Source organism: Stagnihabitans tardus (assembly GCF_009925085.1).
Classification (GTDB): Bacteria; Pseudomonadota; Alphaproteobacteria; order Rhodobacterales; family Rhodobacteraceae; genus Stagnihabitans; species Stagnihabitans tardus.
The window spans coordinates 34,999-54,670 of record NZ_JAABNR010000016.1; the positions used below are offsets into that span (position 1 = coordinate 34,999).

Genomic DNA, 19,672 nt, shown 5'->3' on the forward strand with positions numbered 1-19,672 from the left:
GCAACTCGCGCGGCCTCTTACACGTCAGGGGCTTCCAAAGATCCCGCCAAGCCGGCATCAGCAAGTTGCTCAGGATCGGGCAGGTCGCGCAAGGACTCCATCCCAAAGGCAGCCAAGAAAGCCTCGGTCGTGACGAAGGTATAAGGCGCGCCGCGGCGGGGTTCGCGGGGGCCGGTGCCGATGAGGTCGCGCTCGGCCAGCCGCCCGATGAGGTCGCGGCTGATCTCTTTGCCGAAGATGTCCTTCAACCCGTCGCGGCTGATCGGCTGGTGAAACGCAATCGCCGCCAGCACGGCGAGGTCGAACTCTGACAGGTTCAGCGCATGCCCGCCCACATCCGCCGCGGCGCGGATCGCGGGCGCATAGGCGGGCCTGGTGCGCAGCATCCACCCGGCACCCACCTGCGCCACCTCATAAGGGCGGCCCTCCAGATCGACCGCCAGATCCTCGATCAACAGATAGACCGAGACCCCCTGCCCCACGACACGCGCCAGATGATCCCGCGCCACCGGTGCGCTACTGGCAAACAAAACCGCTTCGATCCGGCGCAGCCATTCCCGCCAGCGAAGATCAGGCGGCAGGTCAGCCAGGTCCCGGTCAAGCCCTCCCTCTTCCCGCCGTGCCATGCTCAGACCCCGTAAAGGCGGAAGGTGTCGCGCCCGCTCAGTTCCCGCAGCGCACCCAGTTCCACCAGCCGCTCACAAAGCCGCCGCGCGGCACGGTCCGACAGGCTTTCCGGGATCGCCCGGGCGAGCGCCACGGGGGTCAAGACATCCTGCGACAGCATCATTTCCACCGCCCGCGCGGCCCCCTTGGCCCGCAGCTTCGGCACCGCTGCACGCAGACGTGCCGCCGCCCGCGCCAGAGTGCCCGCCAAGGGCAGAGCCTGGCCGACCCCCCTTACAGCGGAACGGTGGCAGGCAAGGCGCAGGTCGTCGCCTCGCAGGCGCAGGTCGCGCGCCGTCATCACCGGGCCCAGAAGCGGCAGCAGATGATCTCGCCCCAAGGCCAGCGACAGCACCGCATCCGCCAGGATCAGGGCAGCGATCTCGCCCCGTGGGTTGTCTTCCAGCACGGCTTCGATGACCTGCGCCGCTCGGTCCACCGGGGTTGGCCCGGTGGCGTCAAGGCTCAGGGCAATCCGCTCCGGCGCGACACCCTCCAGCGCGCGGCCCAGATTTAAGACCGAGATCGGCCGTGACACTGCTCGCGACCACTGCCGCAAGATGTTTCCCGCAGGGCCGGGATCATCGCCCGCCTTGGTGAGATGCAGCGCATCACGCATCGCACCGGCCCCTTCGCGGCGTCCCGCGATACCCGCTGAAACCTCTGCCGCCGCCAGCGCCAGCCGTTCACGCCAAAGCGCCTGAGGCACATGGTCGGCGGTCGTCGCCAGAGTGATGTGCGCCAATGCGGCCCCAGACCGGAACGCGGCCATCTCAAGCGTTTCCGGCGACGTCGCGGTGATCCAGCCCGGCAGCGGTGTCAGCATCGGCAAGGGTTCTGATGGCTTGATGCGGGATTTTCTCATGCGGTCACGCTATTTCACAACGGCGCTTTTGGCTAGAACATTGCGCCAAAAACGCCGCTGCTTTCTGATCTCAATTATGTCCAATAATCTTGCATTATCGGACACAAGGAGAGTATGCTTAATAACATGGAAGAAACACCCGAGAAATCAGCTTCAGACAGGATAAATGGCCCAGATGCCCAGGACAGGGACGAGCGCGCCGGACCAGTCGACACCACGATTTCCCTGCCCTCCCATGTTGCAGGCTCCGGCACGCTCGACCGGTTGGTGGAAACCGCGCGAGACTATGCGCGTCAGGCGGCGTCGGAGAACACGCTGAAGGCCTATGCCAATGACTGGGCCCACTTCGCCCGCTGGTGCCGGATGCGCGGCGCGGACCCTCTCCCCTCGTCGCCCCAGCTGATCGGGCTCTACATCGCCGATCTGGCAGCGCCGGGCGGCAAGGCCCCGTCGCAGTCGGCCTCCCGACCGCAGCCGGCGTCTCGACCCCTCTCGGTCTCCTCGATAGAGCGACGGCTGTCCGGCCTGACCTGGGGCTATGCGCAGCGCGGAGAACGGCTGGACCGCAAGGACCGCCACATTGCCAGCGTTCTGGCGGGTATCCGGCGCAGGCATTCCCGGCCCCCCGTGCAGAAGGAAGCGATCCTGCCCGAAGATCTGAGCGACATGCTGGCCACCCTGCCCCACGATCTGCGCGGCCTGCGCGACCGGGCGATCCTGCTGATCGGCTTTGCCGGCGGCCTGCGGCGGTCAGAGATCGTGTCTCTGGATCACGGCAAAGACGACACGCCCGATAGCGGCGGATGGGCCGAAATCCTGGACGACGGCGTCCTTCTCACCTTGCGCGGCAAGACCGGGTGGCGTGAGGTGGAGATTGCTCGCGGGTCGTCCGACCAGACCTGCCCGGTGCATGCTCTGAGCCAGTGGCTGCACTACGCCAGGATAGACTTTGGCCCGATCTTCGTTTCGGTCAGCCGCAATGGGCTGAAGGCCACGTCCGAACGCCTATCCGACAAGCATGTCGCCCGGCTGATCAAGGCTTGTGTCCACAACGCCGGCCTGAGACCAGAGCTGCCTGAGGTAGAGCGCATCCGGCTCTTCTCTGGACATTCCCTGCGCGCAGGCCTCGCGTCCAGCGCCGAGGTAGACGAGCGCTACGTCCAGAAGCAGCTCGGACATGCTTCGGCCGAGATGACTCGCCGCTACCAGCGGCGTCGCGACAGGTTCCGGGTGAATCTTACCAAAGCCGCGGGGCTCTGACGGCCTCATGAGTCTTCCATTCATCCGGATTATCCGTATAATCCGGACCACGAACAGGGAGTCTGCTGTGAAAACCATGTCCGCAACCGTTGCCAGCAAGGAATTTGGCCGCTTCATCGACGCAGCGCAACGAGGACCGGTCTTGCTGACAAAGAAGGATCGGCCGGTTGCTGTCACGGTTTCGGTGGCTGACTGGGAAGAGTTGGTTTTTCTGCGGATCGACCGCGGGATTGCGGCCGGACTGGCAAATCTTGAAGCCGGGCGTCTTAGGGAACTGACAGATGCCTCTGCTGAAGAGCGCCTTGCACGGTTCCAGGCACGCATCGCTGACGTATGAAAGTCTTCCTGACGGAAAGCGCCGAGGATTGCCTTTGGGCAATCTGGGATCATGACCGGCACTTGTCCGAAGCGCTCGCGAACAAGTTCCAGCGCGACATTGACCGCTTCATTCGAGAAACCATCAGCGCACAGCCTGAGATTGGCCATGTCTGGCATGCGCCGCGCGCAATACGAAGACTGATCTTTCGCCGCCGGCACAACATCTTCTACACCTTGCGCGATGACGTCGCCTACGTCCTGTTCATCTTTGACGGTAGGATGGACGTCAACCAGCAGATCGCTAAGTCGGGACTTGAGGTGGAGGCGCAGCTCGGGCGATCCGACACCTGAACATGTGACGATGCCGCGGGCATTCGGTCGTTTATTAGTGGTATGTGCAACTGCAAACGACCTGTTTTGATGCCCCTGATCGGCTATGCGCGCGTCTCAACCGAGGATCAGACCCCCCTGCCCCAGTCGCAGGCCCTGAAATCTGCGGGCTGCGCCGAGATCCATGAGGAGCAAGCATCAGGCGGGAACCGCGCGCGGCCAGTGCTGGCCCGCGTGCTCGAGCGGATCGCCAAGGGCGACACGCTGGTGGTGGTGCGCATCGACCGTCTGGCGCGGTCGCTTTCGCATTTGCTGGAAGTGATCGAGCGGCTGGAGGCGAAAGGCGCCTTCTTCCGCTCGATCATGGACCCGATCGACACGTCCTCGCCGCAGGGCAAGTTCACCCTCCAGGTCCTGGGCGCCGCCGCTGAGTTCGAGCGCGCCCTGATCCGCGAACGCACCAAGGCCGGCCTGGCCAGCGCACGGACCGAAGGCCGGGTTGGCGGCAATCCGGGCCTGCGCGCCCGGGATCCGGCGGCGCTGCGCAAGGTGCGGCTGGCGCGACAGGACGGCTACATGGAGCGCCTGAACGAGACGGCGCAGGACTGGGTTCCCCATGTCCGCCGCCTGCGCCCCGACATGGCCTGGGAAGACGTAGTGCGCATCGTCAACGGCCCCCTACCCCGCGAGCGCCAGTGGACGCAGAGCCGACTGCTACGTGCCGTGAACGCCTATGTGCGCGACGGCTTTCTGCTCGAGACTGTGCTCGCCCGCGCCGGCCGCCGCGAGACCGACGACCGCCTGCCCGCCATCGTCGCCGCCATAAAGGGCGCGGACCCCGACATCACGCTTCAGGCGATCTGCACTCGACTGGAAGCGATGCGCGAGCGTACGCCCCGCGGGCGGACCAACTGGCAGCCGTCATCGGTGAAAATGCTCTTGGGGCGGGCCGAGAAACTGGGGCTGCTTTCAACACTCCGGTGATCTGGGCGACCTTTCGAACTGCCAATGCGAGCCGGCTTAAGACGCCATGGACTCCAAGGTCGCCGTTCTGACGCGGCGACCGAAGGTGAAGAGCTTGAACGCTCACTTGCAGTTTCGACTATGGATCACAGGACACGCGCACTCGGTTGAAGCTCGCTAGGGATGTGCATAACTTTCTCCACCATATGTAGATTCTTCTTGATGGACTCACGCGTTCATGTCATTTCGGTTCTGACGACAAAACGCGTCAGATCGGCTTAATGCCGTCAAAATCAGAAAGAGCCCTGGTAGGGGCCTGAGGGCAGTGAATGACTGATCGAGGCATGAAACTCAATCGCGGGGTTGGCACTGCCGACATCGGTGCATTTGCGGACAGCTTGGCCGAGTCTTTGAACCGGCAAATGCGGGCTGCCTTTCAACCGGAGGAACGCAAGTCGCTGCGGCGCTTCAGTTCAACGGAGGTGGCTGAACTGCTTCGTGTCAGCCCGTCGAATCTACGCAACCGCCATAAGGATGGGAGCTTTCCGGAGGTCTTCACTGACGGACGTGGGCATCGCTACTACTCAGCTGAAGAGATCGACACCCTGCGCGACATCCTTGCCCGGACCGGAAAGAATGCTGACGCGTATTTGCCGGGCCGCCGGGACGGCGATCGACTTCAAATCGTCTCGGTCGTCAATTTCAAGGGCGGCAGTTCAAAGACCACAGCCACGATCCATCTTGCCCAGAGGTTCGCCCTTCGAGGATATCGGGTGCTGGCGCTGGACTTTGATCCGCAGGCCAGCCTGACCACCTTTTTCGGCATCCGGCCCGAGCTGGAGTTTGCAGAAAGCGGCACTGTCTACGACGCCCTGCGCTATGAAAACAAAGTGCCGCTCTCATCGGTCATTCAGAAGACCTACTTCCACAACCTAGACATGGTACCCGCTGGATTGCTCCTGTCGGAGTACGAAACCGAGACGGCGAATGCCCTGGCGCGTCGCGTGCAGCCTATCTTTGCCGAAAGGCTGTCGCTGGCGCTCGACGAAGTCGCCGCAGTTTATGATCTGGTGCTGATCGACTGCCCGCCGCAGCTTGGGTTCCTGACCCTGACTGCTCTTGCAGCATCGACAGGACTTTTGGTCACGGTGGTGCCGGGGATGCTCGATATCGCCTCGATGAGCCAGTTCCTAAAACTTGCTTCAGAGACCGTGCAGACCGTCGAAGAGGCGATCGGGCGAAAGGTGGCCTGGGATTTTGTGAAGTTCCTGATCACACGCTACGAACCATCAGATGGTCCGCAGACGCAGATGGCAGGGTATCTGCGTTCGATCCTGGCTGGCCAAGTCATGACGGAACCTATGCTGAAGTCCACGGCGATTTCGGACGCCGGAATGACGCAGCAGACGATATATGAAGTCGATCCGAGCCAGTTGATCCGCAAGACGATCGACCGGGCCATGAGCAGCGTGAACAACGTCGCGGACGAGCTTGAGCAGACGATTCAAATGGCATGGGGTCGACGCTGATGGGCCGAAATATCTTCAACCAACCTCCTGTGGACGTGGCCTCGTCCCCTGCCCCAGCAAAACCGACAAAGCTTGGCGGATCCGTTGGCGGCCTGCGAGAGTCACTTCGAGAGATCACGGCCAACTCCATCCGAGATATTGACCCTGATCAGATCGAGGTCGATGGCTTGCGGGACCGGCTGGCTTTCGAAGACGACGGTATCGACTTGCTAGCCGAAAGCATCCGCAAGCATGGCCAGCAGGTCCCGATTATGGTTCGGCCCTCTGACCAGCCGGATCGCTACCGCGTCGTTTACGGGCGCAGGCGACTTGCCGCGATTAGAAAAGTTGGCGGACCGGTCAAGGCAATCGTCCGGACTTTGGATGACGACGCTTCGCTGATCGCCCAAGGACAAGAGAACAACCTCCGCCTAGATCCGTCATTTATTGAGAAAGCCTTGTTCATCAAGGAGATGCAAGAAGCCGGATATAAGCCCGGCGTCATCCAGGACGCACTTGGATTGACGAGGCAAGGCATCTCTAATCACCGAGTGGTAATCGAACAACTTCCCGACGAGTTGATCAGACTCATCGGCCCGGCGCATGGTACCGGGCGGCGTCAGTGGGGTGATCTTGCAGCTCTCGCCCCAAAGGTCCCCCTTACCGAGGTTGCGCGAGCAGCCCTCGCTGCCCTGCCCCAAGACGCTACCGGCATCGACAGGTTCCAGACTGTGTACAGTGCCTGTCAGCGGGCTGCGAAGAGTTCAACAAGCCTCTCAGCGCAGGGACGCAGTTCCACGGTGAAGGATGAGGGTGGCAAGGTTGTTGCGACCCTCTCCGTCGACGCCAAGTCCATCGGGATTAAAGTCAACCGCAAGGACAATCCAGATTTCGGCCTCTGGCTGGAGGAACGCGCCGAAGCCACGCTTCGTGACCTCTTCCAGAAATGGCTGGAAGAGCGAAGGCAGGAAGACTGATCCCTGCCCCTAAACATGTAACGCGAGCAGAAGGAGAGTAGCGAAGGCCAAAAAAGAAAGAGCCCCCCAAGGTTTCCCTCGGAGAGCCCATCATCGATTTGCACCTATGATGTAGCAATCTCCCACATACCGGTCAAGAGTCGCCGATTCGGTGGACATGATTTTTGTTGCCTTCTGCACGAGAAATCGTGCGCGAGGCCGGGAAAGCTATGGGCCGACGTGGCCGTCGTTCAACAAACATGGCATTCACTCAGGTTTCCACAAGTACCGCCGGCGCCAGACAGCGCGACCGGCATGAGAATTGTACGCCTCCCGACATCTGGGCGGTCTTTCGAGCCTTGCGCGATGCAAGGTGTGTCTTCGGACTGAAGCCGGGGCATATCCAGACCCTGCAGGCCCTCATCAGCTTCCTGCGGCCAGGGCAAGGGGACACTGTGTTCGCATCGAACTTCGAGATCTGCCGAAGAGTCGGCGGTATCGACGAGCGGACCCTTCGTCGTCACATCGACCGTTTCATCGATCTTGGGATGATCGAGCGCCACGACAGCCCAAACCGAAAGCGCTATCGCGTCAGCTCGCGTGATGGTCGGGTCGTCAGCTTTGGCCTTTCGCTTTCACCGCTATTGAAACGCGCCGGTGATTTCCTTGATGCTGCCGCAGAACTCGAAGAGACCCGCCGCGATCAGGTCTTCCTGCGGAAACAAATTCTCGTCGGTCTGGCTCATATCGACACTATCGAACCCGGAAGCGCCGTTTCAGAAAACGCTCGCAGAATGATGCGACGCAAGTTGGCAGTGGACGAATATCGTTGCCTGCTGGATCAGGTCACGAACCATCTTGGTCAAATGTCCACCGTGGTGGACGTTAAAATTACAACAAAACTGCCCGCCAATGACGGTCAAACTGTCCGGCACCTTTCTAAGTCCGAAAAAGAAAAAAAAGAATCTGAAAGAGTCGAGAGCGATCTGCTTCCCTCCGTCCCAACGCTGACCGCGATTTGCCGAGAAGCTACGGCATTCGCTCCAGCGGGGCTCCGAACATGGGACGACATCGAAAGACATGCACAGAACCTCGCGCCGATGATGGGTATTCAACCGGGCACCTTCAACGAAGCCAGCAAGCGAGTGGGTTCTAGGCGCACAGCAACTGCTATCTTCATCCTCCTGCAACTTGGAACTCGGGTTAGAAACTACGCAGCCTATTTCCACAGCATCACGCTTGGAAAGAGGGCCGATAGCTTCAGACCATCAGCCATTCTGGCAACACTTTCGGTTTCGACGTCTGTGCCTGTGTGATGTCCACCGCGGTGGACATTGCTACGAAGACCAGCTGCATCCCTCATTTTGACTACCGCGGCTCCCCCAGTGGCGACTTAATGCGCTGGTCAAAGACAACCATGTCTCACCCAAGTTTGCGCGACACGCGTCAATACGAAGAAAAGTCAGAGAAGTGCAGGTGAAGGGTGACGGTGAATGAGATCGGGAGAGTGGCTTCCGGCGCCCGTCGTGGAGATGGTCTGATGGCAAAAGCTGCTCAGAATGTGACCCTGTCGCCCTCGCGCGATATCGCCTTCGACCGGCTGGTGTTGAGCCAGTCCAACGTCCGGCGCATCAAGTCCGGGATGTCGGTGGAGGAGCTGGCGGAAGATATCGCCCGCCGTGGGCTCCTGCAGAGCCTGAACGTCCGGCCCGTGCTGGATGAGGCAGGCGGTGAGACCGGCAAGTTCGAGATCCCGGCCGGTGGGCGCCGCTTCCAGGCGCTGTCCTTGCTGGTGAAGCAGAAGCGGTTGGCCAAGACCGCGCCGATCCCCTGCATCGTGCGGGACGCCGGGTCCGCGATCCTCGCCGAGGATGACTCGCTGGCCGAGAACATGCAGCGCGTCGCTTTGCACCCGCTCGACCAGTTCCGCGCCTTCGCTGCCTTGCGCGAAAAGGGCCTCGGCGATGAGGCGATCGCGGCTGCCTTCTTCGTGACGCCCCATGTCGTGCGCCAACGGCTGAAGCTGACCTCCGTCGCCCCTGCCCTCCTCGACGTCTATGCCGAAGACGGCATGACGCTGGAGCAGCTCATGGCCTTTACCGTGACGTCGGATACTGCGCGCCAGCTGCAAGTCTGGGAGGCGGTGAAGGGCTCGTGGAACAAGGAACCTTACGCCATCCGGCGCATGCTGACCGAGACCTCGGTCCGCGCGTCGGATCGCCGCGCGGTCTTCGTCGGCATCGAGGCCTATGAAGCGGCGGGCGGGACCGTGGCGCGGGATCTCTTCCAGGGCGACGATGGCGGCTGGCTGGAAGACGTCGCGCTTCTGGAGCGCCTCGTCGGCGAGAAGCTGCAGGCCGTGGCTCAGGCGCTCGTCGCCGAGGGCTGGAAATGGGTCGAGGTTGCGGCAGACTTGCCCTACGGCTTCGGCTATGGGCTGCGTCGTCTGTCCGGCGAAGCTGCGGCGATGTCGGAGGCCGAGGCAGCCGAGCATGCCAAGCTTCTCGCCGAATACCAGGCACTCGACGCCGAGTGGTCCGAAGCCGACGAAATCCCCGCGGACATTGACGCTCGTCTCAGCGAACTGGCCGATGCAATGGAAGCCTTGGAGACCCGGCCCGTGATCTTCGATCCGGTGGAGATCGGGCGGGCAGGGGTCTTCGTCACCTTCGACCGTGAGGGCAAGCTGGTCCTCCATCGTGGCTATGTGCGGCCCGAAGACGAGGCACCGATCGAGACCGGGGTCAACCCAGACGATGGCATCGACCATGGCGCGTCGGACGGGCAGGGCGCAGCAATCAGCGCCTATGGCACGGTGATTACCTCGGCAGGTCAGCCCCTCTCGGCCTTGCCCGACGAGGAAGACGACGGCGCGCTGAAGCCCTTGCCCGAGCGGCTGGTCATGGAACTCACAGCCCACCGCACCCTTGCGCTGCGCGAGGCCCTGGGGCGGTCGCCTGAGGTGGCCCTGACCCTTCTGCTTCTGAAGCTAGTGACCGACACCTTCCGCACGTCGTCGTCCTCGGGATCCTGCCTCGAGGCCTCGGTGCGCCCAGTCTACATGGCCGCGCAGGCGCCGGACCTGAAGGACAGCGCAGTGGCCCAGGCCATCGAGGAGCGTCATGCGGCATGGGAGACCGAGCTCCCTCTGGGCGATGATGCTGGGCTCTGGGACTATCTCACGGCGCTTGATGCCGCGAGCCGTCTCTCGCTCTTGGCCCATTGCCTCTCCCAAGGCGTCAACGCGCTCCATGAGCGGGTGAACCCCTATGGCGCGGGCATCTCGGCCTCCGGTCTCACCCGCCGCATGAAGCATGCCGACATGCTGGCAAAGGCCGTCGATCTCGACATGGTCGAAGCGGGCTGGGAACCCACGGCGGAAAATTATCTCTCCCGCGTGCCCAAGGTCCGGATTGTCGAGGCTGTGCGCGAGGCGAAGGGCGAAGGCGCGGCGCAATTGATCGACCATCTCAAGAAGACCGAGATGGCCACGGAGGCCGAGCGGCTCCTCAAGGGCAGCGGCTGGTTGCCGGAGGTCCTGCGCCGTGCCGATCTGGTTGCGCTGCAGGGTGAGGCAAGCACGGAGGGGCAGGGCGGTGACGTGGGGGATCGTGACGACTTGACCGCAGACCCTGTCGAAACCCTCGAGGACATCGACCTTCCGGCCTTCCTCGTCTCCGATCTGCCGCCCGAGACGGCGCAAATGATCGCCGCCGAGTGATCTGAAGCTTCGGGGGCGGGGAAACCCGCCCGCACTTCACATAAAACCAAACAATATCAATGCAATGAGTGCGTTTCTTCGCATTCAGAGTGAGGAATCATGTCTGCAAACTCCATCATCGACACCGCGCCATTGGGTGCTTTGGTCCGTTACTCCGACGGCAGCCCCAAACCGCCCGCGCGCTTCACCAAGAAGCTCGCTGCCTGGGAGCGGTCGAACGGCATCGGCCGCCTTGTGAAGAAGGAACCGCCGCGCCCCCATCAAACCTGGACCGCGCCCGCCTCCTTCACGCTGCACGAGGGCAACTTCTCTTCCGACGGCATTATCCTTGTCACCATCATGCGCAGCCATTCCGCCGACAGCACATTGGCCTTCGAAGTCGTCGAGGTGCCGCAACCCGGGCAGGTGAAGATCCTGCTCGACTTCGGCGGCACGAGCGAGCTGCTGCACCTCGCGGCCAATAGGGCCGCCGCCGAGCTTTGGATCGCCCGGGAGGGCTATCGCAACGCAAGGCTGGAAGTGGTCGGCGACAGTGACGACGGTGGGGCAGGGGAGGTCGACCTCGCCGCCTGAGCCTTTGCGAAAGAAACCATCAGCCCGCCCGAGGGCGGTGCTCTCCCAACATGACCCTGTCCCCGGCATCGGGGGCAGGGTACCATAGGGTCCATCCCCAAGGTCAATCGCTCTGACCTTCATCCTGGCTGCAAGGCTGGCGGGCTGAGCATCCACAGAATGCGGACAATCTTGGCGGCTCCTGTGGCCAGAGCACCATCCCCCGCTCGCCCGTCCCTTCCTTGGCCCGAGGCCGGTCTTCGAGATCAAGCCACAAGGGCTCGGACTACGGGGTGAACCCGTGCCGCCGGGCGGATTCGGGGCATGCCCGAACGCACCCGGTGATGTCAGACCGTCTCGGGCCTTCGGGGTCCTGTCGCGCGGGGGATGGTCCTCCGCCTCCCAGACAGGAGCCGAAAAGATGTCCCGCAAAGATGCACACGCCTACGCCGCCAGCCTCGCCGCCACGCTGATGGTTGCCATCGTGGTCTTCCAGGCTGGGGATGGCTCCTATGGCGCCGTCCCCGCCGATGAAATCGACGGTGACGAGGTTTTGGTGATTGGAGAGCACGACCCGTGGGGCTAATCCCCACGTCTCTCTCAAAGGCCCGGGCGGCGCGGCTGCGCATCCCGGGCCCTTCGCCTGCCCGTCGTACACGCCGACTGGCACAAGGCACCGACGCAAGGTCGGCATTCCCTTCAGCGCAAGCAAGGAGATCGCGCATGGCCGCGACCTGCTTTCCCTATGGTTTTCCAACCGGCTATTCTCGTCCCGTTGCCGCGCTCGGCGGTCTTTGGCCGCGCTGCGTGAACGCGGAGCCTGGCACCTTTGGCCATGAATGCGGGCGGCCTGCGGTTTTCGTCGGCACGAAACCGTCGACGGGTTTCGAGGCCTGCTTCTGTGCCGAATGCAAAGCACACGGACATGAGGCCCGGGCCTACCGTGATTGGAGGGGCATCGATCCGGCAGGGCAGGGGCCTGCATGACCCCCGCCAAGGCGGCAGCGCGTCGCCACGGCTTTCTCAGCCGAGCAGCTCTTCCGGGTCCCTGCCCGCATCGACATGGGCGGCGAACCAGCCCGGCTTGCGTCCCCGCCCGGACCAGGTGAGGGTCGGGTTCTCGGGGTGCCGGTAGATCTTCGTCGATGGTGCCCGCTTGCGCTTCGGCTCCTCCAGGGCCGTCAGTTCGGCCAAGGTGAAGCCGAGGTCCTTGGCGAGCATCTCGACCTTTTCGCGGGCCTCCGCCTTTTGCCGGGCTTCGAATGTGGAAATCGCCTTGGCCACGGACTTCTGCAATTCCCGCAGATCGGCGAGCGACAGGACCGCGAGGTTGAAATCAGGCATCGGGTGCTCCGGTTGATCCAATGCAGCAGCCGTAATCGTGCAAGGACCGCGCGGCAAGAGACGAGCGGGGCAGGGGGGGCTGGTTGGGCTTGGTGATCCCACTCTCCCTTTCCGGGATGGTTCCCCCTGGGCCTGATATTGCCGGATGAGATCGATCTGAACGTGTCTGCTTGGGTTTCTCCCCCTGTGATCCGGCTGAGGCACCTCCCCTTCGACGGACAATCCCCTAAGCCTGTTCGGTTTCCTGCCCGCAACCCCAACTCCTGCCCGGGCCGTGTTGCCCCGTGCCAGGGCTGCCCGCGCCACCCCGGGCCCTCGGGGGTTTCCGCCTGGTCCATGGCCCAGCCGTGCGGACGTCTCCCGACAGGCTTCTGACGGGTCTTGTCGAAGGGATGGCCCCTTCAGCGAAATCCAGGAGAACCACCATGCAGAACATCGTCATCCTCGCCGGCAACATCGGTCAGGCCCCGGAGGCCCGCACCACCCAGGGCGGCACGAAGATCACCCACTTCACCCTCGCCACCTCACGCCCGCGCCTCTCTGAAGGCCGCGCGGTCCGGGACGAGCACGGCTACCGCGTGATGGACACCGAATGGCACCGCATCACCTGCTTCAACGGCCTCGGCAAGTCGGTCGCCGAGAACTGCGAGAAGGGCATGAAGCTCTTGGTCCAAGGCCGCATCCACTACACGAAGTGGACCGATGCGGCGGGCGTCGACCGCTACGGCTGCGAGATCATCGCCGAAAAGATCGACTTCCTCAGCCGCCCCAAGGCGGCCGAGGGCGATGCGCCCGAACTGGTCGATCGCGACGACGAGGTCGGCTTCTGAGCCGACCCACTACCTGGCCCGGCGGGGATGCCCGCCGGGCCAGAATAGCTGCCGCTGATGCCAAGATGCGAGTTACGGCTGCCCCTCGTGCCAATCTCGTATGGATCGGCACAGATTGCTCATAGCCTGACCGGTGAGCAATCCGCTGGTCAGGAACGGGACGCTCTCGGAAAACCTCGGTTCCGCCTCACCATCTGCGGTGAAGTGAAAAATGCCGGTCTCCTCGGCTTCGTTCTTTGCAAAGGACCATGTTCCAAGAAATTCACCGTCGCGGGTCACGACGTCGCCGTTTTCGGCGCCGCCCTCTGCCCCCATCAGGTTGATCGGATATCTGAGTTCCACGGTTTGCAATGCCTCATTGCGGTCGGTTTCTTTGTCCGACACCAACCTGGCGGGCCGAACGATCGTGTAGGAGGAGGTTGGCAGTGATGCCCGAAGCTGCCGCTGGCTATTCGACCTCACCCGTGGTCGCAAGTCGCTCCTTCGTTGCCAGTTGATCTGCGATCTCGGGCAATTCAACTCGGCGCGTCTGCGGAATCACGGGACCGGCGCCCCGGATATGCGGCATACGAAACACCTTTTCAGGTCTCGCCATGTGTTTCATGTAATGGCCCGCTACCCAGTGCGCGCGCCTCTTACCTGAGGGGTCATCAGTATCCCGCTCTACATGCGTTGCCTTCAGCTGGATCTTGCCAGCGGACCCCAGCCGAACACGGGTAACAAGCGTGTCGGGAAGCGGCTTCCCTGCCTTTTCGGCGCGCCGCCGCTCAGGTCGACTGAACGCTTGAACCTCCTCGGTTTCGATCATGCCCTTATATTTCAGCATCGAACACATCGTGGCCACGACCGCCACGAAGTGGCTGCAGACTTCGCTTTCGCCTTTAAGGGCGGCCTCACCTTCTGGATGCTTCGGTCCCAACAGTGCCGCTTCATAGGTAGGGGTAAAGATCAATTCGCCTTTCAGGCCCGAGGATTTCAAAACCAGGAGACTTGGGACGATCCCGTTGGCGGTAACGATCATGCGTTGCGTGTACATACAGTTATCCACCACCGTCGTCAGGGCAACATAGGAGCCTTCACCGGTTGGGTCTGGGCACTCGACAAGGAGTGCCGGAAACGGGAATTGGGCCTCTCGGTAGATTTCCTCGCGGCCAGCAGGCTTCGTGCCATAGGCGAGGTCGGTCAGCATTTGGACCGTTTCCTGGTCGACCCGATAGTGGTGCGCATAGGACAAGACATGCAGCTGCCGATCGCGAAACTCCAGCATGCGATCCATCAGTTCCGGGGAAATCCCGCCCCTGAAGGGGCCGTTCGTATCCAGGAAGCTCTGCGGGTAGCTTTCGAAGAACTTGGTCAATGTGTCGATCATGAATTCGCCTTCGTGAAGCCGCCCGATTTCTTCGAACTGGGGATTTATGCGAGAGGGTGCAAGCCCCGGCCATACTTCAAGCGTCTGCCGGTTTTTCGCCCAGACGGAGACCGTCAGTCCCAATTTGCAGCAGGAATCGAGAGTCCGAGTTGGGCTGGTTTTCCGGTGACGGGTTGAGGGTCTGGGAGAGTGGCTTCCGGCACCTGTCGCGGAGTGTGACTTATGGGCGTTCAGGAAGTTCTTGAACCGGTGCAGACGCGCAAGACCGGTGGCTACAAGGTGGATGTGAGCCGGGGCGAGCGGAACGGGCGCGTCTCGTCGGAATGGTTCAACCGGCCAGATGACGAGAGGTATTTGTCGCTCGACGACCTCTGGGCCTCGGTGAAGGGGCGGTCGGAGCGGAGCCGGTCGCGCATCGTCGAGACGCCCGAGATCCGGGTCGAGGCGTCCCGCGACAATGCGGAGCGGATGCAACTTATCCTGCCTCGAGCGCAGGAACCGGTCGCGCCGACGCATTGGGCCTTCGGCCAGCTCGCCAGCATCGTGGGCGCACCGGCCTCCTACCTGCGGCAACTGCCCGCGCCTCTCGCAGCAATCAATTTGCAGTACGGCCTTTCCTCCCATCGCGCCGAGCAGGTGAAGACCTTCGAGACCGAGGATGGCCGCACAGAACTGCGCGCGGTGACCGGTCCGGATTACGGCCGTATCCATGACCACGAACTCGTTGAGGCGGTCCAGCGGATCGCGGGCAACGGCACCGGCGACACGCGGTGGAAAGTGCCGGGCACGCTCGACTGGTCGACCGGGGTCTACAACCCCGATGTCGAAATCAGCCGCGATACGACGACGCTCTATGCCTCGGATCGCGATGTCTTCCTGTTCCTGGTCGATGATCACAACCCGATCGAAGCGGGGCGTCTGGCCGATGGCTCGCCCGACCTTTACTTCCGGGGATTTTACTGCTGGAATTCGGAAGTTGGCGCGAAAACCCTTGGCATCGCAAGCTTTTACTTGCGCGCGGTTTGTCAGAACCGGAACCTCTGGGGCGTCGAAGACTTCCAGGAAATCACCATCCGCCATTCGAAATATGCCGCTTCGCGCTTTGCCCATGAGGCCGCCCCGGCGCTGACCCGCTTCGCCAATTCTTCGGCGCAGGGCTTTGTGAACGGCATCAAGGCGGCGCGGCAGCAGATCGTGGCGCGGACCGATGACGAGCGGGGTGAGTTCCTGAGAAAGCATGGCTTCTCCAAGGCCGAGACCAGCAAGATCATCGAAAAGGTGTTCCTTGAGGAACATCGGCCGCCCGAGAGCATCTTTGACTTTGTTCAGGGGATCACCCGGCTTGCGCGGGATAAGACCCAGCAGGACGCCCGCCTCGACATGGAAGGCCGGGCCAAGAAGCTCCTCGACCGCGTCGGCTGAGCCCGGCCTTCGTCGCGCCTCCACGATCCCGCGCCTTCGGCGGGGCAGGGGGCGCGCTGTTCCATCTGCCCTCTCCCTTCCCGGCAATCTCCTCGCCGCCTGCGCATCGCAGACCGGCGACGAACTGCCCTTCATTTTCCGGAATCGATCCCATGACCCCGCAAGAAGAAACCGTGATCCTCGAGGCTCGCGAAATCCTTGGCCGCTATCTGAACCACAACCCGGTCCTGACCTCCTGGGCTGCCGTCTGCGACTACTGTGCCGTCACGGTGAGGGGACCAGAGGAGCGGTTCCACGTCCTCTATCTAGACCGCAAGAACCGGCTGATTTCCGACGAGCGGATGTCAGTTGGCACGGTCGATCATGTCCCGGTCTATCCGCGCGAAGTGATCAAGCGCGCGCTGATCCTCGGCGCCAGTGCACTGATCCTAATCCACAATCATCCGTCCGGCGATCCGACCCCGTCCGAGGCCGACCTTTCGATGACCAAGGAAATCCAGAAGGGTTGCCGCTTCCTTGGCCTGACGCTGCACGACCACATCATCGTTGGCGCGGGATACGAGGTCTCGCTGCGCGGCCTCGGCAAGATGTGACCGCACAGTTGCCGCCATTCAGGAACTTGCCGCCGCCCTTTCGAGGAAGAGGGCGGCGGTTTTGTCTTTGGCGGTTGAAGCGGGAGGAGAGGCCCCCGCGCCGCCGGAGGTTTCCCCCATGTTCGATCATGTTGCCCCGCTGCTTCCCGCAGGTGCGCTTGCCGCTCTTCCCCCGCCGCTGGCCACAGCGGCTTTCGATCCCAGCCTGTCCTTCGCGCTGACGACGCCAAACCTGCATCCGGCGGCGGCATTGTCAGGTACCGCGCCGCCTGTCGTGCTGGCACGGTTCTCGACGCTCGCGGAAGCTATGGAGGGCGCGATCAGCGCCGCAGATGCCTTGGTTCCCGAGGACGGCACGCAGATCCTTGCCGTTCTCGACCGCGAGGATCGGTTGGTTCTGGCCGGTCTCGCCGCCTCGGGCTGCGTCGCCTGGTGCCACCCGGTTAAGGACGCCGGTGAGGCGCGCTCGGTGGTCACCGAGGCGAGTGCGCTGCGCGCCCAATCCCTGCGAGCAAGCGACTGGCGCGAGGCCGACTTGGCCGCCCGCCTGCGACAGCGCGCCGACCTCCTCGAGGCGCGGCTGGTCGATCCCCTCTGGCGCGCCTTCGCCGCCCGCGCCCTGCAGATCGCCGCGTGAACACCGAGAGACAGAGGAGGGCGGGGGGTGTGGCGAGCCGATCGGGGCGAGAGAAAGCACCCGGTCCGGTTTCATCCCGTTCCCCTCTTCCCGGAGATCCCCATGACCCAGATTGAACCCACCCTTGCGGCCCCTTTGCCTCCTTCGACCGTCGATTTCGCGGCGATCTTCGCCGCGCAAGCAGAACGCGCCGCCCGGAGCGACGCGCTGCGTCCCGCCAATCGCGACCGGCTTTTCGACGGGCTTGCCGCCGCCGGTATCACCCATGTCACCGTGACCTTCGACGGTGAGGGTGACAGCGGCCAGATCGAAAGCATCGCGGCCTGGAACGGCGATCTCGCCGTCGAATTCCCCGCCATGGAAATCGGCTACGCCGCGCTGACCTGGGACAATCCCGAGATCGAGATGCGCCAGCTTTCCCTCGAAGATGTCGTCGAGCAACTGGCCTATGACTTCCTGAGCGACACCCACGGCGGTTGGGAAAACAACGACGGCGCCTTTGGCGAGTTCTGCTTCGACGCCGCAGCCCGTTCCATCCACCTCGAGTTCAACGAACGCTTCACGTCGTCCGAACTCTACACCCATGATTTCTGAGGAGGATGCGATGGCCCATCCTTACCACCACGCCCTGTCCTCGGTGAAAAAATGGGGCGGCACGGTCGACGACTACCAGCCTATTCATGCTTGGTACGATAGCTCGAAAGCCCATTCTGCTGACTTCCGTCACCGCGCGATGTTCCACCACTCTGCCGGAATTTGGCTCTCGGAGACAATCTTCGGTCCGACGATCACGCTGTCCACCGGGCGCATCATCCCGACCCGCTGGGTCGGCGAGCAGCATGTCCGCGAAGATCTCGGCTTCATCCCGAGCTTCACTGACTGGGCCAAGGCAATCCGACCCGAGCCTTGGATGGGCCGGGCCGAGAAGATCGAGTCTCTGGTCGATCCGAATCTGGCTCCGCCCATTGTGGAGGTCCGCTGACATGTGCCCCGCCTATCAGGACCTTGGCCTGCCGCCCGAGGTATCGAACCTGACGGTTCTGCGCACGGCGATCCGCCGACTGCATCCCGACACGCTCGCCGTCCGCAGTTGGCGCGCGGCGCGCAAGCGCTACTACCGCGACCTGCTCAGCGCCCACCAGGCTGCTCGGGATCAGGCGCTCTCGCCGCAGCAGGGCTGATCCGCACTGCACCCGCCAATCTCACAGTTTCCATCGCGCCCGGCCACGCAGGCCGGGCGCCCCAATATCTGGAGGGCCCAATGGCCGATTATTTCACGCACTTCTCCTGCCTCCTCGATGTCGGCACGCCCGAAAGGGCTGCCGCCGCGATGGCGATCTTGCAGCGCTGCCGCGCAGAGGACGAGGAGGCAGATGATCCCCAGTATCGCGGCTTCGAACTTTCGCCGCACGACGAAGGGAAGTCTGGCGAACTCTGGTTCCGCGATGACGAGAGTGGCGATCCCGACGGCGTGGTTGCCTTCGTCCTGCGCCTTGCCGAAGATCTCGACCTTCAGGGTCTCTGGGGGTTCGACTTCGCTAACACAGCCTCACGTCCCATTCTCGGGTCGTTCGGGGGCGGAGCAACAGTGATCGACCTCGGCGCGCGCAAGGTCATCGGCTGGGTCGGTACTCAGACCTGGCTGGACAAAGTGCTGAACGGGGACGACCCCGATGCCTGAGACCATTTGCACCACGGTCTATCAGTTCCCGGAACTCTCCGACGCAGCCAAAGAGAAGGCCCGCATCTGGTATCGCGAAGCCGCCGTCACCGACGATTGGTGGGACGCGGTCTATGACGATTTCGAGCGCATCTGTGACATCCTCGGGGTCGACCTCAAGACCCGTCCCGTCCGGCTGATGGGCGGAGGCACCCGGGCGAGGCCCTGCTTATGGTTCTCGGGGTTTTCCTCGCAAGGGGACGGTGCCTGCTACGAGGCCACAGTCCGGCATGCCAAGGGCTCCGCCCGGGAAATCCGCACCTACGCCCCGCAGGATCAGGCCCTTCACAGCATCACCGACCGCCTGCAGGAGGCGCAGCGGCGCAATTTCTATCAGCTCAGTGCCAATGTGACCCATCGTGGCCGCTACTATCACGAATACTGCATGACCATCGACGTGACGCGCGACAGCCCGACCGGTCAGGCGCCGGCCGAGGGCAGTGAAGAGATCGTCGTGGAGGCGCTGCGCGATCTTGCCCGCTGGCTCTATCGGCAGCTGGAGGCCGAATACGACCATCTGACCTCGGACGAGGCCGTCGATGAAGGGATCATCATCAACGAGTACACGTTCACCGATGGAGGGCGGCGGTTCGGGTGAGGGTGCGACTTTCGAAGAAC

24 protein-coding genes are annotated in these 19,672 nt (G+C 63.0%); 19 read left to right on the top strand and 5 right to left on the bottom strand.

Annotated elements, in window-relative coordinates; translation table 11 throughout:
- Positions 1–17: 17 nt before the first annotated feature.
- Positions 18–626, bottom strand: a complete 609-nt coding sequence (gene scpB, locus GV832_RS15600) for an SMC-Scp complex subunit ScpB (RefSeq protein WP_168775819.1) — start codon at positions 624–626, stop codon at positions 18–20.
- Positions 627–628: 2 nt separating this feature from the next.
- Positions 629–1,531, bottom strand: a complete 903-nt coding sequence (locus tag GV832_RS15605; protein ID WP_168775820.1) for a DUF1403 family protein — start codon at positions 1,529–1,531, stop codon at positions 629–631.
- A gap of 126 nt (positions 1,532–1,657) precedes the next feature.
- On the opposite strand from GV832_RS15605, the gene GV832_RS15610 reads away from it, so the two are divergent.
- From GV832_RS15610 to GV832_RS15655, 10 genes are all read left to right on the top strand, one after another.
- Positions 1,658–2,791 carry a tyrosine-type recombinase/integrase gene (locus tag GV832_RS15610; protein ID WP_435531768.1) on the top strand — a complete coding sequence of 378 codons (1,134 nt, stop codon included), beginning with the start codon at positions 1,658–1,660 and terminating at the stop codon, positions 2,789–2,791.
- 76 nt (positions 2,792–2,867) lie between these two features.
- A complete protein-coding gene (locus GV832_RS15615) occupies positions 2,868–3,128 on the top strand; it encodes a type II toxin-antitoxin system prevent-host-death family antitoxin (protein WP_227754469.1) in 261 nt (86 codons plus the stop codon).
- Positions 3,125–3,460, top strand: a complete 336-nt coding sequence (locus GV832_RS15620; protein WP_168775823.1) for a type II toxin-antitoxin system RelE/ParE family toxin — start codon at positions 3,125–3,127, stop codon at positions 3,458–3,460. The genes GV832_RS15615 and GV832_RS15620 overlap by 4 nt, the downstream gene beginning before the upstream one ends.
- A 69-nt stretch (positions 3,461–3,529) precedes the next feature.
- The gene (locus tag GV832_RS15625) at positions 3,530–4,423 is read left to right on the top strand and encodes a recombinase family protein (RefSeq protein WP_112312836.1); all 894 of its coding nucleotides are present in this window, start codon (positions 3,530–3,532) and stop codon (positions 4,421–4,423) included.
- A 323-nt stretch (positions 4,424–4,746) separates the two neighbouring features.
- Positions 4,747–5,931 carry a plasmid partitioning protein RepA gene (repA, locus tag GV832_RS15630; protein WP_227754464.1) on the top strand — a complete coding sequence of 395 codons (1,185 nt, stop codon included), beginning with the start codon at positions 4,747–4,749 and terminating at the stop codon, positions 5,929–5,931.
- The gene (gene repB / locus GV832_RS15635) at positions 5,916–6,887 is read left to right on the top strand and encodes a plasmid partitioning protein RepB (RefSeq protein ID WP_112312840.1); all 972 of its coding nucleotides are present in this window, start codon (positions 5,916–5,918) and stop codon (positions 6,885–6,887) included. Before repA ends, repB begins: the two co-directional genes overlap by 16 nt.
- 239 nt (positions 6,888–7,126) lie before the next feature.
- Positions 7,127–8,182: a plasmid replication protein RepC gene (gene repC / locus GV832_RS15640; protein WP_112312841.1), complete on the top strand. Its 1,056-nt coding sequence runs from the start codon at positions 7,127–7,129 to the stop codon at positions 8,180–8,182.
- Between the two features lie 224 nt (positions 8,183–8,406).
- Complete coding sequence (locus GV832_RS15645; protein ID WP_112312842.1) at positions 8,407–10,587, top strand: ParB/RepB/Spo0J family partition protein; 2,181 nt, start codon at positions 8,407–8,409, stop codon at positions 10,585–10,587.
- 99 nt (positions 10,588–10,686) lie between these two features.
- Positions 10,687–11,160, top strand: coding sequence for a UCP036055 family protein (locus tag GV832_RS15650; protein ID WP_168775824.1), 474 nt, complete (start codon positions 10,687–10,689; stop codon positions 11,158–11,160).
- A gap of 400 nt (positions 11,161–11,560) precedes the next feature.
- The gene (locus tag GV832_RS15655) at positions 11,561–11,725 is read left to right on the top strand and encodes a hypothetical protein (protein WP_168775825.1); all 165 of its coding nucleotides are present in this window, start codon (positions 11,561–11,563) and stop codon (positions 11,723–11,725) included.
- 437 nt (positions 11,726–12,162) lie between these two features.
- Here the strand turns inward: GV832_RS15655 and GV832_RS15660 are convergent, their stop codons facing one another.
- Positions 12,163–12,483, bottom strand: coding sequence for an H-NS histone family protein (locus GV832_RS15660; RefSeq protein ID WP_168775826.1), 321 nt, complete (start codon positions 12,481–12,483; stop codon positions 12,163–12,165).
- A 425-nt stretch (positions 12,484–12,908) separates the two neighbouring features.
- On the opposite strand from GV832_RS15660, the gene GV832_RS15665 reads away from it, so the two are divergent.
- The gene (locus GV832_RS15665; protein WP_168775827.1) at positions 12,909–13,313 is read left to right on the top strand and encodes a single-stranded DNA-binding protein; all 405 of its coding nucleotides are present in this window, start codon (positions 12,909–12,911) and stop codon (positions 13,311–13,313) included.
- 72 nt (positions 13,314–13,385) lie between these two features.
- On the opposite strand, the gene GV832_RS15670 is transcribed toward GV832_RS15665, so the two are convergent.
- Positions 13,386–13,697, bottom strand: coding sequence for a hypothetical protein (locus GV832_RS15670; protein WP_168775828.1), 312 nt, complete (start codon positions 13,695–13,697; stop codon positions 13,386–13,388).
- Between the two features lie 64 nt (positions 13,698–13,761).
- Positions 13,762–14,682 (bottom strand): hypothetical protein, encoded by a 921-nt coding sequence (locus tag GV832_RS15675; RefSeq protein ID WP_168775829.1) that lies wholly within the window; start codon positions 14,680–14,682, stop codon positions 13,762–13,764.
- A gap of 222 nt (positions 14,683–14,904) precedes the next feature.
- On the opposite strand from GV832_RS15675, the gene GV832_RS15680 reads away from it, so the two are divergent.
- The 8 genes from GV832_RS15680 to GV832_RS15715 all read left to right on the top strand — a co-directional run bounded on the left by GV832_RS15680 (position 14,905) and on the right by GV832_RS15715 (position 19,652).
- On the top strand, positions 14,905–16,104 hold the full coding sequence (locus GV832_RS15680) for a DUF932 domain-containing protein (RefSeq protein ID WP_168775830.1): 1,200 nt from the start codon (positions 14,905–14,907) through the stop codon (positions 16,102–16,104).
- A gap of 152 nt (positions 16,105–16,256) precedes the next feature.
- Complete coding sequence (locus GV832_RS15685) at positions 16,257–16,697, top strand: JAB domain-containing protein (protein WP_168775831.1); 441 nt, start codon at positions 16,257–16,259, stop codon at positions 16,695–16,697.
- 118 nt (positions 16,698–16,815) lie between these two features.
- On the top strand, positions 16,816–17,334 hold the full coding sequence (locus tag GV832_RS15690) for a DNA repair protein RadC (protein WP_168775832.1): 519 nt from the start codon (positions 16,816–16,818) through the stop codon (positions 17,332–17,334).
- 102 nt (positions 17,335–17,436) lie between these two features.
- Complete coding sequence (locus GV832_RS15695; protein WP_168775833.1) at positions 17,437–17,928, top strand: DUF6878 family protein; 492 nt, start codon at positions 17,437–17,439, stop codon at positions 17,926–17,928.
- A gap of 10 nt (positions 17,929–17,938) precedes the next feature.
- Entirely contained in the window at positions 17,939–18,316 is a 378-nt protein-coding gene (locus tag GV832_RS15700; RefSeq protein WP_168775834.1) for a DUF6915 family protein, read from the top strand.
- Between the two features lies 1 nt (position 18,317).
- Positions 18,318–18,515 carry a hypothetical protein gene (locus GV832_RS15705; RefSeq protein ID WP_168775835.1) on the top strand — a complete coding sequence of 66 codons (198 nt, stop codon included), beginning with the start codon at positions 18,318–18,320 and terminating at the stop codon, positions 18,513–18,515.
- A gap of 80 nt (positions 18,516–18,595) precedes the next feature.
- A complete protein-coding gene (locus GV832_RS15710) occupies positions 18,596–19,015 on the top strand; it encodes a hypothetical protein (protein ID WP_168775836.1) in 420 nt (139 codons plus the stop codon).
- On the top strand, positions 19,008–19,652 hold the full coding sequence (locus GV832_RS15715; protein ID WP_168775837.1) for a DUF8835 domain-containing pootine: 645 nt from the start codon (positions 19,008–19,010) through the stop codon (positions 19,650–19,652). Before GV832_RS15710 ends, GV832_RS15715 begins: the two co-directional genes overlap by 8 nt.
- Positions 19,653–19,672 lie beyond the last annotated feature (20 nt).

Excerpts from the sequence above, each read along its gene's own strand:
- scpB (WP_168775819.1), bottom strand. The coding sequence starts at position 626 with ATGGCACGGCGGGAAGAGGGAGGGCTTGACCGGGACCTGGCTGACCTG.
- GV832_RS15605 (WP_168775820.1), bottom strand. The coding sequence starts at position 1,531 with ATGAGAAAATCCCGCATCAAGCCATCAGAACCCTTGCCGATGCTGACA.
- GV832_RS15610 (WP_435531768.1), top strand. The coding sequence starts at position 1,658 with ATGGAAGAAACACCCGAGAAATCAGCTTCAGACAGGATAAATGGCCCA.
- GV832_RS15615 (WP_227754469.1), top strand. The coding sequence starts at position 2,868 with ATGTCCGCAACCGTTGCCAGCAAGGAATTTGGCCGCTTCATCGACGCA.
- GV832_RS15620 (WP_168775823.1), top strand. The coding sequence starts at position 3,125 with ATGAAAGTCTTCCTGACGGAAAGCGCCGAGGATTGCCTTTGGGCAATC.
- GV832_RS15625 (WP_112312836.1), top strand. The coding sequence starts at position 3,530 with ATGCCCCTGATCGGCTATGCGCGCGTCTCAACCGAGGATCAGACCCCC.
- repA (WP_227754464.1), top strand. The coding sequence starts at position 4,747 with ATGAAACTCAATCGCGGGGTTGGCACTGCCGACATCGGTGCATTTGCG.
- repB (WP_112312840.1), top strand. The coding sequence starts at position 5,916 with ATGGGGTCGACGCTGATGGGCCGAAATATCTTCAACCAACCTCCTGTG.
- repC (WP_112312841.1), top strand. The coding sequence starts at position 7,127 with ATGGCATTCACTCAGGTTTCCACAAGTACCGCCGGCGCCAGACAGCGC.
- GV832_RS15645 (WP_112312842.1), top strand. The coding sequence starts at position 8,407 with ATGGCAAAAGCTGCTCAGAATGTGACCCTGTCGCCCTCGCGCGATATC.
- GV832_RS15650 (WP_168775824.1), top strand. The coding sequence starts at position 10,687 with ATGTCTGCAAACTCCATCATCGACACCGCGCCATTGGGTGCTTTGGTC.
- GV832_RS15655 (WP_168775825.1), top strand. The coding sequence starts at position 11,561 with ATGTCCCGCAAAGATGCACACGCCTACGCCGCCAGCCTCGCCGCCACG.
- GV832_RS15660 (WP_168775826.1), bottom strand. The coding sequence starts at position 12,483 with ATGCCTGATTTCAACCTCGCGGTCCTGTCGCTCGCCGATCTGCGGGAA.
- GV832_RS15665 (WP_168775827.1), top strand. The coding sequence starts at position 12,909 with ATGCAGAACATCGTCATCCTCGCCGGCAACATCGGTCAGGCCCCGGAG.
- GV832_RS15675 (WP_168775829.1), bottom strand. The coding sequence starts at position 14,682 with ATGATCGACACATTGACCAAGTTCTTCGAAAGCTACCCGCAGAGCTTC.
- GV832_RS15680 (WP_168775830.1), top strand. The coding sequence starts at position 14,905 with ATGGGCGTTCAGGAAGTTCTTGAACCGGTGCAGACGCGCAAGACCGGT.
- GV832_RS15685 (WP_168775831.1), top strand. The coding sequence starts at position 16,257 with ATGACCCCGCAAGAAGAAACCGTGATCCTCGAGGCTCGCGAAATCCTT.
- GV832_RS15690 (WP_168775832.1), top strand. The coding sequence starts at position 16,816 with ATGTTCGATCATGTTGCCCCGCTGCTTCCCGCAGGTGCGCTTGCCGCT.
- GV832_RS15695 (WP_168775833.1), top strand. The coding sequence starts at position 17,437 with ATGACCCAGATTGAACCCACCCTTGCGGCCCCTTTGCCTCCTTCGACC.
- GV832_RS15700 (WP_168775834.1), top strand. The coding sequence starts at position 17,939 with ATGGCCCATCCTTACCACCACGCCCTGTCCTCGGTGAAAAAATGGGGC.
- GV832_RS15705 (WP_168775835.1), top strand. The coding sequence starts at position 18,318 with ATGTGCCCCGCCTATCAGGACCTTGGCCTGCCGCCCGAGGTATCGAAC.
- GV832_RS15710 (WP_168775836.1), top strand. The coding sequence starts at position 18,596 with ATGGCCGATTATTTCACGCACTTCTCCTGCCTCCTCGATGTCGGCACG.
- GV832_RS15715 (WP_168775837.1), top strand. The coding sequence starts at position 19,008 with ATGCCTGAGACCATTTGCACCACGGTCTATCAGTTCCCGGAACTCTCC.